Origin of the sequence: Shewanella sp. SM101, assembly GCF_025654465.1 — a bacterium.
Taxonomy (GTDB): domain Bacteria; phylum Pseudomonadota; class Gammaproteobacteria; order Enterobacterales; family Shewanellaceae; genus Shewanella; species Shewanella oncorhynchi.
Genome location: NZ_JAKKRH010000032.1, coordinates 17770 through 33639 on the forward strand (window position 1 = coordinate 17770; position 15870 = coordinate 33639).

Annotated in this window: 19 protein-coding genes; 9 read left to right on the forward strand and 10 right to left on the reverse strand. The window is 45.8% G+C overall.

Annotated elements, in window-relative coordinates:
• Positions 1–37: 37 nt before the first annotated feature.
• From rpsI to zapE, 3 genes are all read right to left on the reverse strand, one after another.
• Positions 38–430, reverse strand: coding sequence for a 30S ribosomal protein S9 (gene rpsI / locus L5M38_RS16860; protein ID WP_006083052.1), 393 nt, complete (start codon positions 428–430; stop codon positions 38–40).
• Between the two features lie 14 nt (positions 431–444).
• A complete protein-coding gene (gene rplM, locus L5M38_RS16865; RefSeq protein ID WP_105251403.1) occupies positions 445–873 on the reverse strand; it encodes a 50S ribosomal protein L13 in 429 nt (142 codons plus the stop codon).
• A 290-nt stretch (positions 874–1163) separates the two neighbouring features.
• On the reverse strand, positions 1164–2276 hold the full coding sequence (gene zapE / locus L5M38_RS16870) for a cell division protein ZapE (protein WP_263179752.1): 1113 nt from the start codon (positions 2274–2276) through the stop codon (positions 1164–1166).
• 412 nt (positions 2277–2688) lie between these two features.
• Between zapE and degQ the strand changes: the two genes are divergently transcribed.
• Positions 2689–4041 (forward strand): Do family serine endopeptidase DegQ, encoded by a 1353-nt coding sequence (gene degQ / locus L5M38_RS16875; protein WP_105251401.1) that lies wholly within the window; start codon positions 2689–2691, stop codon positions 4039–4041.
• 115 nt (positions 4042–4156) lie between these two features.
• A complete protein-coding gene (gene degS, locus L5M38_RS16880; protein ID WP_105251400.1) occupies positions 4157–5239 on the forward strand; it encodes an outer membrane-stress sensor serine endopeptidase DegS in 1083 nt (360 codons plus the stop codon).
• Between the two features lie 97 nt (positions 5240–5336).
• On the opposite strand, the gene murA is transcribed toward degS, so the two are convergent.
• The 7 genes from murA to mlaF are packed head-to-tail and all read right to left on the reverse strand — an operon-like array spanning position 5337 to position 9968.
• Positions 5337–6596, reverse strand: a complete 1260-nt coding sequence (gene murA / locus L5M38_RS16885; RefSeq protein ID WP_105251399.1) for a UDP-N-acetylglucosamine 1-carboxyvinyltransferase — start codon at positions 6594–6596, stop codon at positions 5337–5339.
• A gap of 9 nt (positions 6597–6605) precedes the next feature.
• The gene (locus L5M38_RS16890) at positions 6606–6863 is read right to left on the reverse strand and encodes a BolA family protein (RefSeq protein ID WP_006086065.1); all 258 of its coding nucleotides are present in this window, start codon (positions 6861–6863) and stop codon (positions 6606–6608) included.
• A 19-nt stretch (positions 6864–6882) separates the two neighbouring features.
• Positions 6883–7167: a lipid asymmetry maintenance protein MlaB gene (locus L5M38_RS16895; RefSeq protein ID WP_105251398.1), complete on the reverse strand. Its 285-nt coding sequence runs from the start codon at positions 7165–7167 to the stop codon at positions 6883–6885.
• Positions 7164–7826 (reverse strand): phospholipid-binding protein MlaC, encoded by a 663-nt coding sequence (locus L5M38_RS16900; protein WP_105251397.1) that lies wholly within the window; start codon positions 7824–7826, stop codon positions 7164–7166. The genes L5M38_RS16895 and L5M38_RS16900 overlap by 4 nt, the downstream gene beginning before the upstream one ends.
• Before the next feature lie 11 nt (positions 7827–7837).
• A complete protein-coding gene (gene mlaD, locus L5M38_RS16905; protein ID WP_028759401.1) occupies positions 7838–8311 on the reverse strand; it encodes an outer membrane lipid asymmetry maintenance protein MlaD in 474 nt (157 codons plus the stop codon).
• 56 nt (positions 8312–8367) lie between these two features.
• A complete protein-coding gene (gene mlaE, locus L5M38_RS16910; protein ID WP_105251396.1) occupies positions 8368–9153 on the reverse strand; it encodes a lipid asymmetry maintenance ABC transporter permease subunit MlaE in 786 nt (261 codons plus the stop codon).
• A complete protein-coding gene (gene mlaF, locus L5M38_RS16915) occupies positions 9150–9968 on the reverse strand; it encodes a phospholipid ABC transporter ATP-binding protein MlaF (protein WP_063882287.1) in 819 nt (272 codons plus the stop codon). The genes mlaE and mlaF overlap by 4 nt, the downstream gene beginning before the upstream one ends.
• Positions 9969–10611: 643 nt before the next feature.
• Here mlaF and L5M38_RS16920 point away from each other — a divergent pair.
• The 7 genes from L5M38_RS16920 to hpf all read left to right on the forward strand — a co-directional run bounded on the left by L5M38_RS16920 (position 10612) and on the right by hpf (position 15868).
• Positions 10612–11589, forward strand: coding sequence for a KpsF/GutQ family sugar-phosphate isomerase (locus L5M38_RS16920; protein ID WP_168825500.1), 978 nt, complete (start codon positions 10612–10614; stop codon positions 11587–11589).
• Positions 11589–12140, forward strand: a complete 552-nt coding sequence (gene kdsC, locus L5M38_RS16925; RefSeq protein WP_028759542.1) for a 3-deoxy-manno-octulosonate-8-phosphatase KdsC — start codon at positions 11589–11591, stop codon at positions 12138–12140. Before L5M38_RS16920 ends, kdsC begins: the two co-directional genes overlap by 1 nt.
• Entirely contained in the window at positions 12137–12697 is a 561-nt protein-coding gene (lptC, locus tag L5M38_RS16930; RefSeq protein ID WP_105251394.1) for an LPS export ABC transporter periplasmic protein LptC, read from the forward strand. The genes kdsC and lptC overlap by 4 nt, the downstream gene beginning before the upstream one ends.
• A complete protein-coding gene (lptA, locus tag L5M38_RS16935; protein WP_105251393.1) occupies positions 12684–13238 on the forward strand; it encodes a lipopolysaccharide transport periplasmic protein LptA in 555 nt (184 codons plus the stop codon). The genes lptC and lptA overlap by 14 nt, the downstream gene beginning before the upstream one ends.
• Positions 13235–13966, forward strand: a complete 732-nt coding sequence (lptB, locus tag L5M38_RS16940) for an LPS export ABC transporter ATP-binding protein (RefSeq protein WP_105251392.1) — start codon at positions 13235–13237, stop codon at positions 13964–13966. The genes lptA and lptB overlap by 4 nt, the downstream gene beginning before the upstream one ends.
• Positions 13967–14073: 107 nt before the next feature.
• Positions 14074–15552: an RNA polymerase factor sigma-54 gene (locus tag L5M38_RS16945; protein ID WP_263169171.1), complete on the forward strand. Its 1479-nt coding sequence runs from the start codon at positions 14074–14076 to the stop codon at positions 15550–15552.
• 28 nt (positions 15553–15580) lie between these two features.
• Positions 15581–15868 carry a ribosome hibernation promoting factor gene (gene hpf / locus L5M38_RS16950; protein ID WP_028759468.1) on the forward strand — a complete coding sequence of 96 codons (288 nt, stop codon included), beginning with the start codon at positions 15581–15583 and terminating at the stop codon, positions 15866–15868.
• The last annotated feature ends 2 nt before the right edge of the window (positions 15869–15870 follow it).

A 15870-nucleotide genomic window follows, 5' to 3' on the forward strand; every position in this document is an offset into this window, starting at 1 on the left:
CAGCATAGGCTGGGTTTTTTGATATTCCAAAAACGAATTAACGCTTAGAGAATTGTGGCTTACGACGTGCTTTACGTAGACCCACTTTCTTACGCTCAACTTTACGAGCGTCACGGGTAACGAAACCAGCAGAACGAAGTGATGGACGCAGTGCTTCATCTAATTGCATCAGAGCACGGGTAATACCGTGACGGATTGCGCCTGCTTGGCCAGTGATACCACCGCCTTTAACAGTTACATAGATGTCCAGCTTGTCAGTCATTTCAACTAACTCTAAAGGTTGACGAACAACCATACGAGCAGTTTCACGACCAAAATACTGATCCAAAGGACGTTGATTTACAACGATGTTGCCACTACCTGCTTTAGCGAAAACGCGAGCTGTAGAGGTTTTGCGACGGCCAGTGCCGTAGTACTGAGTTGCAGCCATTTGCTTAATCCCGTTTAGATATCAAGAACTTGAGGTTGTTGTGCAGTGTGGTTATGTTCTGCGCCAGCATAAACTTTCAGTTTACGGAACATGGCACGGCCCAGAGGACCTTTTGGTAACATACCCTTAACTGCTTTCTCGATGATCATTTCTGGCTTTTGCGCTTGCAGCTTTTCAAAGCTGATTTGCTTAATGCCACCAGGGAAGCCTGAATGCGAGTAGTACGTTTTGCCTTTCGCTTTGTTACCAGTAACAGTCACTTTTTCAGCATTAACAACGATGATGTAATCACCGGTATCAACGTGTGGAGTGTATTCTGGCTTATGCTTACCGCGTAAACGGACAGCGATTTCAGTAGCGATACGACCTAAAGTTTTGCCGTCTGCGTCGACGACGAACCAGTCACGAGTTACAGTTTCTGGTGTAGCAGTAAAAGTCTTCATTATTACAAAAACCCAAAGTTAATTTTCTGTCTCACATGTTGTCTGCATTTGCAAACAACACAAAATTGCCTTTTAGTACCCCTTCGAGCACCGACTTCGGCTTACAACTTCCGCCCAATTGGCGGAGTAACGTGGGCAGGTGGCGGAGTATAGACAAAGCTGAGTTAAAAATCACCTGATATTTTGATAAAAATTATAAAATATCGACCAATCGGACTTGTCATCCTAAGGATTAACAAGCCTCTGGTGATTTAAGGTCGCAGCTAATGCAAAACTCTTACACTACTGGGTTACGGCAGGTGTTCGGTTTTTAAATAATCGTGGGATTGCATCTCAATTAAGCGTGAACGGCAACGTCTAAATTCGAAGTTAAGCAAACCATCGGCATAAATATCTTCGAGTGGCACTTGAGCCGATACAATCAGCTTCACATTGCGCTCGTAAAATTCGTCGACCATAGCTAAAAAACGTCTGGCAATGTCATCGCCAGTCAAAAAGGCGCCCATTTGTTCTATGCCACTCACGAGGACAGTGTGATAAATCCGCGCAAGTTCCATGTAATCACGCTGGCTTCGTGGACCATCACAGAGCGCTCTAAAATCGGCCAACAATACGCCCTGCGCCTGCTGCCGAATACTAATACTGCGGCCTTCTATTTCGATGTCAGCAGTAAGCACCTCAGACTCAGGCGCTAACTGGCTAAAATAACGTATCAGATTGGCATCAGCTTGTGCATCTAATGGATGATGATAAATCTCTGCTTGCTCAAGGGTACGCAATCGATAGTCAATGCCAGAATCCACATTGAGCACTTCACAATGTTGATTAATTAGGGCTATCGCAGGTAAGAAACGTGCGCGCTGTAAGCCATTTTTATATAAGTCGTCGGGGATAATATTCGAAGTTGCAACCAGCACAACGCCTTCTTTAAATAACGCTTGAAACAGCGTACCTAATAGCATGGCATCGGTAATATCAGAGACAAAGAATTCATCGAAACAGATAACGCGATATTTCGCAGCCATCTTTTTCGCAATCACCAACAAAGGATCGCGAACGCCTTTTAACTCATCCAAATCTAAATGCAATTGATGCATAAAGCGATGGAAGTGAGCCCGCAATTTTTGTTCACCAGGCAAGGCATCAAAAAAAGTATCCATCAGGTAGGTTTTACCGCGCCCAACTCCGCCCCAAAGATACAGACCTTTAGGTGATGCTGGTGCCGATGTTAAGCCTAATGCGCTAAACAATTTCCCCACAATAGAACTCGGCTCTTCTGCCGTAGTTAAGTCTTCATAGACGCGTTGTAACGCCTTAACGGCAATTTCTTGAGCCGGATCATGGGAAAAACCGTCGCGGGTAAGATCTTTTTGATAATGCTGCCAAGGGCTTAACTGAGGCACGTTTAAATTCTCTTATGTCCTTTATTAAAACTGTGACGATATTAGCACGGCCAATATGACGCAGGATATATTAATGCAGAATACGACTTTTACCTTAACGCTAAACTGCATACAAACGTCTAATAAGCCTCTATGCTGTAGGTCATTTTAATCGGCAAAATCCGCTGATATTAGGGCTTGAAAAATCCTAATCTCGCCCACAGATTTCTGCTCAGAAACAAGTATGAAACAGCCGATAAAATAGGCTAAAAAAATTAACATTTATTAATATAATGAACTTTTTCAATAAGGTGCGAGTCAGAGTGATTACCTAGGCAAATAGCCGGTACCGATACAGATTTGATCTGGCACTCGCACGATTGCTAATGCATTACATCCAGATCTTTCAACCCTTATTTGGAGTTATGAATAGATGAAAACAAAATTATCTGTACTTTCAGCCGCAATGTTAGCCGCGACCCTGACTATAATGCCTGTCGTCTCACAGGCCGCCATTCCACAGACGGTTGAGGGACAATCCATTCCAAGTCTTGCGCCTATGCTTGAGCGTACGACGCCCGCAGTCGTATCAGTAGCGGTAACGGGGACTCATGTTTCTAAGCAAAGAGTACCTGATGTTTTCCGTTACTTTTTCGGCCCTAATGCGCCACAAGAGCAAGTGCAAGAACGTCCTTTTAGAGGCTTAGGCTCAGGCGTCATTATTGACGCAGAAAAAGGCTATATCGTCACGAACAACCATGTGATTGACGGTGCTGATGATATTCAAGTTGGTCTTCATGACGGCCGTGAAGTAAAAGCAAAACTGATTGGTACTGACTCAGAGTCAGATATCGCATTATTGCAAATTGAAGCGAAAAATCTCATCGCAATCAAAGCCTCTGATTCCGATGATTTACGCGTAGGTGACTTTGCCGTTGCCATTGGTAACCCCTTCGGTTTAGGTCAAACCGTCACCTCGGGCATTGTTAGTGCTTTAGGCCGTAGCGGCTTAGGCATTGAAATGCTAGAAAACTTTATTCAAACCGATGCCGCGATTAACAGTGGTAACTCGGGTGGCGCACTCGTCAATCTTAACGGCGAGTTAATTGGGATTAACACCGCAATCGTAGCACCGGGCGGCGGTAACGTCGGTATTGGCTTTGCCATCCCTGCTAATATGGTGAAAAACCTCGTGGCACAAATTGCCGAACACGGAGAAGTACGCCGCGGTGTATTAGGTATTTCGGGACGTGATCTCGATAGCCAACTCGCCCAAGGTTTCGGTTTAGACACTCAACACGGCGGCTTCGTGAATGAAGTAGCCAAGGGCAGTGCCGCAGAGAAAGCCGGTATAAAAGCAGGTGATATTATCATCAGCGTTGATGGCCGTGGTATAAAGTCATTCCAAGAACTGCGGGCTAAAGTCGCCACTATGGGTGCAGGTGCTAACGTTGAGTTAGGACTCATCCGTGACGGTGATAAGAAAACAGTTAAAGTGACCTTAGGTGAAGCGAGCCAAACCAGTGAAACAGCGGCTGGTGCCGTGCATCCTATGCTGCAAGGTGCGTCCTTAGAAAACTCATCTAAGGGCATTGAAATTACCGATGTCGCACAAGGCTCACCTGCGGCCATGAGTGGCTTACAAAAAGGAGATGTGATTGTCGGTATTAACCGCACTGCGATTAAAGATCTTAAGACACTGAAAGCACAACTTAAAGATCAAGAAGGTGCCGTTGCACTGAAGATAATGCGTGATAAGAGCATGTTGTATTTAGTCCTACGTTAATCGACAAAATAGGCCATTTTTTCTGCCATAGATAAGCATAGGGAGCTTAGGTTCCCTATGCTTACATCGATTAAACATGTTAATCTAACTCACCTTTTTCTAGATCCATCCTGCCATGACTATAAAAGACACTCTGTTATATCTCGGTAAAGCCACCCTTTTCGGCCTTATCATGGCGGCCATGTTTTTATTGGTGACACGTTATTTCGATAACCAATCCCTCGGTAGTAGTCTGCTACAAACCCGTGCCAACAACACAGTCGAGCTATCCTTTGCCAAGGCGGTACGCCGTGCAGCTCCTGCCGTTGTCAATATTTATAGCCTCAGCATAGATCAAAATCGGCCGCTTAATTCAGGCTCACTTCAAGGTCTAGGTTCTGGGGTGATAATGAGTAAAGAAGGTTATATTCTCACTAATTATCATGTCATTAAGAAGGCCGATGAGATTGTTGTCGCCCTGCAAGATGGACGCAAATTTACCTCTGAAGTGGTTGGTTTCGATCCTGAAACCGATTTATCGGTACTCAAAATTGAAGGCGATAACTTACCGATTGTCCCCGTTAATCTCGACAGTCCGCCTCAAGTCGGTGATGTCGTACTCGCTATTGGTAACCCCTACAATTTAGGTCAGACCATTACCCAAGGCATCATCAGTGCCACGGGGCGTAACGGCTTAAGTTCAGGTTACTTAGACTTCCTACAAACCGATGCAGCGATTAATGCGGGTAACTCGGGTGGCGCACTCATTGACACTAACGGCAGCCTTATTGGTATTAATACCGCAGCATTCCAAGTGGGTGAAGAAGGTGGCGGCCATGGGATTAACTTCGCTATCCCGATTAAATTAGCCCACAGCATTATGGGTAAGTTGATTAAAAATGGTCGAGTGATCCGTGGCGCTTTGGGAATTTCTGGCGAGCCGATTAATCCTGTCGTGGCACAAATCCTTAATCTACCCGATCTCAAAGGTGTGCTCGTTACGGGTGTCGATCCTAATGGCCCTGCGGCCCGTGCCCTGCTAATGCCAAGGGATGTGATTATTAAATACGATGGTGAAGATGTGCCAGGCGTTGAGATGCTAATGGACCGTATCGCTGAAACCACACCGGGTAAGAAAGTGATGATGACTGTGATACGCCAAGGTAAACAACAAGAGTTACCTGTGATTATCGATGAGAAGGTTGTGATCGATAACTAGAACGTCACTCAGCATTACGCGCTCAAAGGCAGAAAACAAAAAACCAGCATTTAGCTGGTTTTTTAATGATTCAAAATTAGCTTAAATCAGTAACAGATCACTGAATACGCACAACCTGTGCGCCTAAACCTTGAAACTTATTCTCAATATGCTCATAGCCACGATCTAAGTGATAGATACGATCGACAATCGTCTTACCATCGGCCACTAAGCCCGCAATCACTAGACTCGCTGACGCACGTAAATCCGTCGCCATTACCTGAGCACCACTTAAAGATTCAATCCCTTGAATGATGCAGGTATTACCTTCAAGCTCCATGGTAGCGCCCATACGGATAAGTTCAGGCACATGCATAAAACGATTTTCGAAGATAGTCTCAGTTATGGTTGCCGTACCTTGTGCTAAGGCATTGAGCACACAAAACTGCGCCTGCATATCGGTTGGGAAACCAGGATAAGGTGCCGTCTTGATATTCACCGCCTTCGGACGTTTACCCTGCATATCGAGCTCAATCCAATCTTCGCCCGTAGTAATCGTCGCGCCTGCATCTTCAAGTTTTGCGATAACCGACTCAAGTGATGCAGGATCGGCTTTTAAACAACGAATGCGACCACGGGTCACCGCAGCGGCCACCAAAAATGAACCGGTTTCGATACGATCTGGCATAACTCGGTAATTACAGCCCTGTAAACGCTCAACCCCTTGAATACGCAATGTCGCACTGCCTACACCAGTGATTTTTGCACCCATGGCAATTAAGCAATTAGCGAGATCAATCACTTCAGGTTCGCGGGCCGCGTTTTCAATCACGGTTTCGCCATCGGCCAATGCTGCGGCCATCAGTAAGTTTTCGGTGGCACCAACACTCACCATGTCCATAAAGATATGTGCGCCTTTAAGACGACCATCAACACGGGCCTTGATATAACCTTCTTTCACTTCAATCTTGGCGCCCATCATTTCGAGGCCATGTAAGTGCAAGTTCACTGGTCTTGCGCCAATGGCACAGCCGCCAGGCAATGACACGTCAGCAGTACCATAACGAGCCAATAACGGCCCTAAGATCAAGATAGAAGCACGCATGGTTTTCACTAGATCATAGGGAGCGCAAAACTCATTCAGATTAGTGGTAGAAATGCGGATCTGTCCGTCACCGAGTTCAGTCACTTCAGCGCCGAGACAGCGTAATAACTTACAGCTCGTACTCACATCACGCAGATTGGGTACGTTAGAAACCACAAAATCGGTTTCAGCCAATACACCCGCCATCAGAATAGGCAAAGCTGCATTTTTAGCACCCGAAATAATCACATCACCGGCAAGCGGGGGGCTTGCCTGAATTGTTAGTTTATCCACTTTTCCTCACTAGCTAGGCATGTTGAAAACTTTTTCGCGTTTCCATTGAGTCGGCGTGAAAGTTTTGATCGTTAATGCATGTAATTCACCGCTGGCAATGTGTGCCGTCAACGGTGCATAAATGGCTTGTTGCTGTTTGACTCGGCTCATACCATCGAAGCATTCACCTACGGCGATCACTTTATAATGGCTACCATCCGAGCTAGCGTGAACTTCTTCAAGCCCTAACGCATCACGTAAAATCTGTTCGATTAAGCTGCATTCCATGAAATCTATTACCCTATTCTCAATGCGCTTCTTCGGTAAAGAAGGCATCTAAATCATATAAATCAATTAGTTTTTTAAGTTGTGGTGAAGCAGAACTCAATACAAGTTGGCTGCGATGTTCACGCACTAACGCCAGCAAAAATGCCATGCCAGCGCTATCACTGTATTCGAGCCCAGACAGAGACAATATCTGGGTTGACTCATTTAGCAGTTGTTGCCGCTGTGGCCAAAGTGTAATGACATCGGCTTGGGTTATGCGCCCTTTGAGATGACAAACTGTCCCCTGTTGCACAAATTCAATCACGACTGTGACTTCCCAGACTTAGCCTTCATGACCACTTTTTCTTTAGTGCGATCTTCGAGCATCTTAATCACGGGATCGATACCCTGTTGGCGAATTAGATTAGAGATTTCCGACTGCTTAGAAGACAGTAAGCTCACACCTTCGGCAACTAAATCAAATGCCTTCCATGAGTCATCCTTTAAACGACGCGCCTTAAACAACAGTTTAATCGGTGGGCGACCGGCTTCGATGATCTGCACGTTTACATCGACCATTTTCTCTTTGCTGAAATCAATCCCAGGTGAGAATTCCACTTTTTGATTAGTATATTCAGTAAAGGCTTGGGCATAAGTAGAGATTAAATAACCTTCAAAAGCATTGACGAAACGATTGCGTTGCTCTTCAGTTGAATCCTTAAGATATTGGCCTAATACCTTATAAGAAGCGTATTTATAATCGACATAAGGCATGAGTTCTTCACGAACAATCACCTTTAAATGGTCTGAATTTGCATCGATTAATGCTTTATCTTTGTGAAAACGATCGAAGGTTTTATTGGCAACGGCTTTCACCATGGCATACGGATCTGTCGTATCGACAACCACATCAGCGGCGACTGCGCTCGTTGCCCCTAAAACCATCACTAACGGCAATAAAAAACGAGATAAGTTTTTAAACATAGCGGTAACCCCTATTTATCCTTCGAACCCATACTATATAAGAACTGACCAATCAGCTCCTCCAACACTAATGCCGAGCGAGTGTCGTCAATCTTATCGCCATCTTTCAGCATACTGACATCATCGTCGACAAAACCCGGTGTTAACCCTAAGAATTGTTCGCCCAACAAACCCGAAGTCAAAATGGCTAAACTACTGGTTTCAGGGAATTTATCGTAACGCTTGTCCATCACTAATGTGACCACAGCCACTAACTTAACTGGGTCTAAATCTATGCTGCTCACTCGACCAACGACAACACCGCCAACCTTGACTGGCGAACGCACCTTCAAACCACCAATGTTGGTAAAATTGGCTTGTATGGTATAAGTGCTATCGCTGCTTTTCACTTCAATATTGGCGACGTTAAAGACTAAGACCAAAAAAGCGGCCAATCCTGTTAAAAGAAACACACCCACTAATAATTCAATTTTTCGTGTCAACATGTTCAGCTACCACTCTGTTAATCCATCTAACCTGTGTCGAAATCCGCAGTGTTCCGTTAGCGGCCAAACATCAGGGCTGTCAGTAAAAAATCCAATGCCAATACAGCGAGGCTCGACTGAACGACAGTCTGGGTCGTTGCACGGCTGATGCCTTCCGGATTTGGGATCACTTGATAACCGCGATATAACGCAATCCAAGTGACCACTACGGCAAACACACCACTTTTGATCAAGCAGTTAACTATGTCCTGACGCCATTCGACAGACGCCTGCAGAATCGACCAAAACGCACCACTGTCGATCCCTTTCCATTCCACGCCAACAAGGTGCCCGCCATAAATACCTACAGCGGTAAACATCAACGCCAGCAATGGCATACTGATCACTCCAGCCCAAAAGCGCGGTGCAATAATCTGCCTTAATGGGTCAATCGCCATCATTTCTAAACTGGAAAGCTGCTCAGTGCTTTTCATTAAACCAATTTCAGCAGTTAATGCTGAACCCGCCCGTCCCGCAAACAATAACGCGGTAACAACTGGCCCTAACTCACGCAGTAAACTGAGCGCCACCATAGGACCTAAGCTTTCTTCGGTGCCAAAACCAACTAAGATGTTGTAGCCTTGCAGTGCGAGCACCATGCCGATAAAGAGTCCTGAGACTAAAATAATCACCATGGATTGCACACCGACCACATAAATCTGGCGCACTAATAACGGAAAACCTTTACGCACGCGTGGCCAGCGAAAAATCGCGCCCCACAGCATAAGGCCTGCACGGCCAAAACCGAGCACTAGCTCAATCGCGCTGCGGCCTAAGTCGGCAATACTGTCGATTAACTTCACTTGCCAACTCCTTTTGCCATTAATTCTTGCTGGTAATCATTTGCCGGATAATGGAACGGCACAGGGCCGTCCGGAGCACCTTGAATAAACTGTTTCAACTGCGGATTATCAGCGTACTTTAATTCTTCAGGGGTACCGTGGGCGATGACTTTTTTGTCAGCCACCACATATACATAATCGGCAATGCCAAGCACTTCATCCACATCGTGGGACACTACAATGGAAGTCAGATTCAGCGCATCGGATAACTCACGAATAAGCTTTACTAACACGCCCATCGATATTGGGTCTTGCCCTGCAAAAGGCTCATCGTACATCACCATTTCAGGTTCAAGCGCTATGGCTCTAGCCAATGCGGCGCGGCGTTGCATACCACCGGACAACTCGCTTGGCATCATCTGAGCTGCACCACGTAAACCTACGGCTTCAAGCTTCATCAGCACGATAGTGCGAATAATGTCTTCAGGCAGTCCAGAATGTTCACGCAGCGCAAACGCCACGTTATCGAACACATTAATGTCGGTAAACAGCGCGCCACTCTGAAACAGCATGCTCATCCGCTTACGCAGACTAAATAATTCATTGCGACTCACGCCATGGATATCGTGACCGTCGAATAACACTTGTCCATGGTCAGGCGTTAATTGGCCGCCAATCAATTTCAACAGAGTCGTTTTGCCTATGCCGCTCGGCCCCATGATCGCCGTCACCTTGCCCCTTGGAATGGACAGGCTAATATCTTCATATATCACACGCTGACCGCGGCTAAACCCCAAATTACGGATCTCAACCAACGGCGTTTGTTCTTGAGTCATGCTTGATTCCGACATTTGCAAATGAGGTGATCCTAGTCTTCCGAGACTGACCAATCGAAGAGCCGCAAATTGTACGTAATTGCGCTTTAACCTACAACCGAATCGACACTATCGCCCTGCGATACTTTCAATTTGCCTCATTTACAGCGAAAATGCGCCCTAAGTTTTCACTCTGCACAGGTAAAATGTTACTTAATGTTTTCAACCTAGTTGCAGAATTGGCAGTATTGGCTAATTCGTTCGCACTTAGCTCACTCTTCGCCCACTTTTATCGGGGAGAGTCGATACGCAATTGCGCAATAGAGGCATCCCATAGGGTAATACCCGCTGCGATATGGGATAAATCCATTGAAATAAACGACAAAGACGATGATATTGCTCAAGACCTTCTGCCGCTAAACACGTTATTGTGCATGAATAGCTAACGCAGCTGAACTTGACGAGTCGGATCAATCGCTCTAGCCTGCCGCAATTGTTTTGCTGTTTTCGGTAATAAACCACAGTAAGACATAAGCTAAATTGTCTGAAAACAAACTAATACTTGGCAGAAAGCCTATTACATATCATCTTTATCGCGTACCAAATTGTGCTATTCCAATCCCATCAATGGGGCGACAAAGACAATGCAAAAAGAGAGATAGACATGGTAGACAAATCACAACTGCGCCAATGGGGTTGTAAAGTTATCGACATTGAAAAGTCAGCCCTAGACAATCTTTATCAATATGTTGATTCGGCTGAATTTGCAGAAGCTTGCGAGTTGATCCTCAACTGCACAGGCAAAGTGATTGTCATGGGAATGGGCAAATCGGGCCATATCGGCAATAAGATTTCAGCCACCCTCGCCAGCACAGGAACGCCCGCATTTTTTGTGCATCCGGGTGAAGCCAGCCACGGCGATCTGGGTGTATTGGCCGATAACGATGTGATTTTAGCGATTTCAAATTCCGGTGAGTCGAGCGAAATCCTCACCTTAATGCCGGTCATCCAACGTATGGGCGTGCCTGTTATTGCGGTAACGGGTAAACCCGAATCGAATATGGCGCGATTATCTAAAGTGCATTTATGTATCGAAGTCCCAGAAGAGGCTTGCCCACTTGGACTTGCCCCCACCTCAAGTACCACAGCAACCTTAGTGATGGGCGATGCCATCGCCATTGCGCTGCTGCAAGCAAAAGGCTTTACCCGTGATGATTTTGCTATGTCCCATCCCGGCGGTGCATTAGGACGTAAGTTGCTGTTAAAAGTCTGTGATGTGATGCACAGCGGTGATGACTTACCGCTCGTCAACCACGATATTTGCATCACAGAAGCCCTGTACGAAATCTCCAAGAAAGGCTTAGGCATGACGGCGATTATCGATGATCAGCGCAAGCTGGTTGGTATCTTCACCGATGGTGATTTACGCCGCGTTATCGATGCCGAAGTGAATTTACGCACGACGCCCATTGCCGATGTGATGACCCGTAACTGCGTCACGATCACGGATAATGTATTGGCCGCCCAAGCGCTGCAAGTGATGGACTCAAAAAACATCAACGGATTAATTGTTATTGATAAAGATCGCCATCCTATCGGCGCTCTTAACATGCTAGACATGGTTAAAGCAGGAGTCATTTAATGCCACAGCAAGGATTTTACGGCCCAATCAGTGATGATGTGTGGCAACGCGCGCAAAAGATTAAACTGTTAATCTGTGACGTCGATGGGGTGTTTTCCGACGGCCGTATTTACTTGAGCAATAGCGGCGAAGAGCTCAAAGCCTTCCATACCCGTGACGGTTATGGCGTGCGCTCACTCCTCACCAGCGGTTTCAACCTCGCCGTGATCACAGGACGTCAATCCAAAATCGTTGAAAACCGTATGACAGCCCTTGGTGTTACCCATATTTACCAAGGCGTAGACAATAAGTTCGAGCCCTATGAAGCATTGCTCGCACTTTATGGTGTCACCCCAGAAGAAGTGGCTTATATCGGTGATGATATTGTCGATCTCCCCGTGATGAATGTCGTCGGTTTAGCGGTCAGTGTTGCTGACGGCCACCCCTATGTACGCCAACACGCCCATTTTGTGACTACGCTCAATGGTGGCCACGGTGCACTGCGTGAACTCACAGATCTGTTACTCCTAAGTCAAAATAAATTCACTTCGGCCCATGGAATGAGTATATGAGTCGTGTGACACTCGCGATTATCGCTTTTTTTGGAACCGCACTAGCGCTTTACTGGCAGGTCCAGAACAAACACAGCGGTGATTCCGATAACAGAGTTAAAGATCAAAATACCCCAGATTTCATCGTTGAAGATCTGCGCAGTGTTGAGTTCAATGAGCAAGGACTAGTGAATAGCCGTGTGACGGCGAAACACATGGAACATTATGATTCAACGAATCAAACTTTCTTTACTCAACCTGTTTATCTTGTTTATCCAGACCAAGGTAAAGCACAATGGCAGCTCAGGGCTGATCAGGGCAAGCTAAACAAGGAAACTGGCAAGGTTGTATTAGAAAATAATGTTATTATCGATGCCATTAGCCCAGAAGAACCGATTCAGACCTTGTCCACCAGTTATCTGGAACTCGATCTCAACACTATGATAATGACCTCTGACCGTACCATTTACGTCACAGGGAAAGATTTTAATATTCAAGGCCAAGGCCTTTATGCCGACCTCAACGCGCAAGAAGTGCAATTGACCAGTCAGGTAGTAGGAACATATGAAGCAAAATAACGTATTACTTGCCAGCCTAATGCTAATTATGAGCATGAGTGCTTTCGCGAAAGTGGGCGACTTAAAGCAAGAAGTCAAAATTAAAGCTGTGAGCCAAACTGCGGATATCAAAAACAACCAGATCATCTTCTTTGGTCCAGTTGAAGTTACCCAAGGCTCAATAAAAATCCAAGCAAATGAACTGCGTGCATTTTCCGCTGAAGGTGAAAATAGCAAAACTTTGGTCGCCACAGGCAACCCTGCTACGTATAGCCAAATATTAGACGATGGTCGCCCAGCATCGGCAAGCGCGAAAGAAATTCGTTACGATATGGCAAGCCGCACCTTAACACTGAAAGGTATGGCGTCATTAGATCAAGCAGGTAGCCAAGTTACAGGCAATTTAATCCGCTATAACATGATTCAACAGAAATTGATGGCCGAGAGTACTGGCAGTGGTGACGATCGCGTGATCACTATTATTCAGCCTGAAAACTATCAAGATGATGCTAAATCAGACGCTCCGGCGGATAAACCTGTAAAAAAGCAGGACTCTAAATGACCCAAATCACCTTAAGAGCACAAAATCTGGCAAAAAGTTACAAGAGTCGCCAAGTGGTTAAAGACGTCAGTCTGACGGTAAAAACCGGTCAAGTCGTTGGCCTACTCGGTCCAAACGGTGCCGGTAAAACCACGACCTTTTACATGGTTGTCGGGCTAGTGAAGAGCGATAAGGGGCATATCTTTATCGACGATGATGATTTAACCGCAGATCCTATGCATCTGCGTGCCCGCAAAGGCATAGGTTACTTACCGCAGGAAGCCAGTATCTTTCGTAAGCTAACTGTTCATGACAACATCATGGCCGTACTGCAAACTCGTAAAGAACTTAAAAACGAAGAACGAGAAGAAGAACTAGAACATCTGCTCGAAGAGTTTCATATCACCCACATCCGTGACAGCCAAGGCATGTCATTGTCGGGTGGCGAACGTCGTCGCGTCGAAATTGCGCGGGCTTTAGCCGCTAATCCTAAGTTCATTTTGCTCGATGAACCGTTTGCCGGCGTCGATCCTATTTCGGTTATCGACATCAAGAAGATTATCGAACAACTCAAAAGTCGCGGCCTTGGCGTACTGATCACAGACCATAATGTCCGCGAGACATTAGATGTATGTGAACATGCTTATATTGTGAGTCACGGAAACCTGATTGCCGAAGGAACTCCAGCAGAGATCTTAGACAATCAGCAAGTTAGGGCTGTGTACTTAGGTGAACAATTCAGGCTATAGTTAATCGAGCGAAGCCTATGGAGACAATTTATACCGCCATTAGGCTTCACTCAAAATGATAATAAGCGACCTCCTCCAACAATAATAACGTAGGGATCAGCGGTAACATGAAAGCGTCACTCCAGCTCAAACTGGGTCAACAGTTAACCATGACGCCACAATTACAACAGGCCATACGTCTGTTGCAACTGTCGTCATTAGAACTGCAGCAAGAGATCCAGCAAGCATTAGATTCTAATCCCCTTCTCGAGCTGGAAGAGGATCAATTCGACGCCACTAAACCCCCTGTAAACCAAACGCTATCCGATACGGATTTCAGTGAATCTAGCACTCTGCCACCAGAAAAAGACAGCTCCACCATAGACACGGCAGAGTCGCTAACCAAAGAATCCATGCCCGATGAGCTCCCCATGGACACCACATGGGATGAAGTGTTTACCGCCTCCCCAAACTCAGGCCCCGGCGGCAGTCGTGAAGACGATATGCCCTTCCAAGGCGAGACCAGTGAAGGTTTGTACGAACACTTAGAATGGCAAAAAAACCTCACGCCGTTTTCTGAAACCGATTTAGCCATTGCCACCGCCATTATTGATGCCATCGACGATCAGGGCTATCTCACCCAAAGCACTGAAGAAATTCTCGAAGCCATGGGCAATCCTGAAGTTGAGCTTGACGAAGTCGAAGCCGTACTCAAGCGCATTCAGCATTTTGATCCCATAGGCGTTGCCGCCCGCGATTTAAGTGAATGCCTGCTGATCCAACTGTCGCATTTCGCCGCTGATACTCCCAACCTAGAAAACGCCCGCATGCTGATCAAAGATCATTTAGATCTGATCGCCGCCCGTGATTTTAGATTATTGATGCGTAAGACTAAATTAAAAGAAGATGAATTAAGGGATGGTATAGCACTTATCCAAACCCTCAATCCTCGCCCAGGTTTGTTGATCACGCCCAATAATGACGAATACGTTATCCCAGATGTGTCTGTGTCGAAGAAAAATGGCCGCTGGGTCGTTGAGCTTAATCCTGACTGCATGCCCAAAATCAATGTAAATCAACATTATGCTTCTATGGCACGCAGTACCAAAAACCAAGCCGATAGCCAATTTATTCGCGGCCATCTGCAAGAGGCTAAATGGTTTATTAAGAGCCTAGAAAGCCGTAACGATACTTTGCTTAAAGTTGCTAATTGCATAGTGCAATATCAGCAAGGTTTCTTTGAGTACGGTGAAGAAGCCATGAAGCCTATGGTGCTTAACGATATTGCCGAAGCGGTAGAAATGCATGAGTCCACCATCTCACGGGTCACAACTCAAAAATACATGCATACCCCTAAGGGACTTTTTGAACTAAAATACTTCTTCTCTAGCCACGTCGGTACTGACGATGGTGGTGAGTGCTCATCCACAGCAATCAGAGCCTTTATCAAGAAACTGGTTGCAGCGGAAAACCAGAAAAAACCATTAAGCGATAGTAAGATGGCACAACTTCTGGCAGAACAAGGGATCAACGTAGCCCGCAGAACCATTGCGAAGTACCGAGAGGCTATGCTTATTCCACCTTCTAATCAGCGTAAAAGTTTATAACCTACAGTGGATATCGGAGGACGTTTCTATGCAAATAAACCTAAGTGGGCACCATATCGAAATTACCGAATCGTTACGTGCATATGTAGAAGAAAAGTTTTCAAAACTTGAACGCCATTTCGAACAGATCAATAATGTGCACGTTGTGCTCAATGTTGAGAAAATGCAACAGATTGCCGAAGCGAGAATAAACCTCATAGGTGGTGAAGTTTTTGCTACTTCAGAGCATGCTGACATGTATGCCGCTATAGACGCCCTGATTGACAAGCTTGACCGTCAGGTTATTAAACACAAAGAGAAGTTAACAAAACACTAATA

What these genes read in the sequence shown, in the direction of transcription:
- lptB (WP_105251392.1), top strand. Translation starts at nt 13,235, where the DNA reads ATGACCCAAATCACCTTAAGAGCACAAAATCTGGCAAAAAGTTACAAG.
- hpf (WP_028759468.1), top strand. Translation starts at nt 15,581, where the DNA reads ATGCAAATAAACCTAAGTGGGCACCATATCGAAATTACCGAATCGTTA.
- mlaD (WP_028759401.1), bottom strand. Translation starts at nt 8,311, where the DNA reads ATGTTGACACGAAAAATTGAATTATTAGTGGGTGTGTTTCTTTTAACA.
- mlaF (WP_063882287.1), bottom strand. Translation starts at nt 9,968, where the DNA reads ATGACTCAAGAACAAACGCCGTTGGTTGAGATCCGTAATTTGGGGTTT.
- kdsC (WP_028759542.1), top strand. Translation starts at nt 11,589, where the DNA reads ATGCCACAGCAAGGATTTTACGGCCCAATCAGTGATGATGTGTGGCAA.
- degQ (WP_105251401.1), top strand. Translation starts at nt 2,689, where the DNA reads ATGAAAACAAAATTATCTGTACTTTCAGCCGCAATGTTAGCCGCGACC.
- lptC (WP_105251394.1), top strand. Translation starts at nt 12,137, where the DNA reads ATGAGTCGTGTGACACTCGCGATTATCGCTTTTTTTGGAACCGCACTA.
- L5M38_RS16900 (WP_105251397.1), bottom strand. Translation starts at nt 7,826, where the DNA reads ATGTTTAAAAACTTATCTCGTTTTTTATTGCCGTTAGTGATGGTTTTA.
- L5M38_RS16890 (WP_006086065.1), bottom strand. Translation starts at nt 6,863, where the DNA reads ATGGAATGCAGCTTAATCGAACAGATTTTACGTGATGCGTTAGGGCTT.
- degS (WP_105251400.1), top strand. Translation starts at nt 4,157, where the DNA reads ATGACTATAAAAGACACTCTGTTATATCTCGGTAAAGCCACCCTTTTC.
- L5M38_RS16945 (WP_263169171.1), top strand. Translation starts at nt 14,074, where the DNA reads ATGAAAGCGTCACTCCAGCTCAAACTGGGTCAACAGTTAACCATGACG.
- rpsI (WP_006083052.1), bottom strand. Translation starts at nt 430, where the DNA reads ATGGCTGCAACTCAGTACTACGGCACTGGCCGTCGCAAAACCTCTACA.
- L5M38_RS16920 (WP_168825500.1), top strand. Translation starts at nt 10,612, where the DNA reads ATGGTAGACAAATCACAACTGCGCCAATGGGGTTGTAAAGTTATCGAC.
- lptA (WP_105251393.1), top strand. Translation starts at nt 12,684, where the DNA reads ATGAAGCAAAATAACGTATTACTTGCCAGCCTAATGCTAATTATGAGC.
- rplM (WP_105251403.1), bottom strand. Translation starts at nt 873, where the DNA reads ATGAAGACTTTTACTGCTACACCAGAAACTGTAACTCGTGACTGGTTC.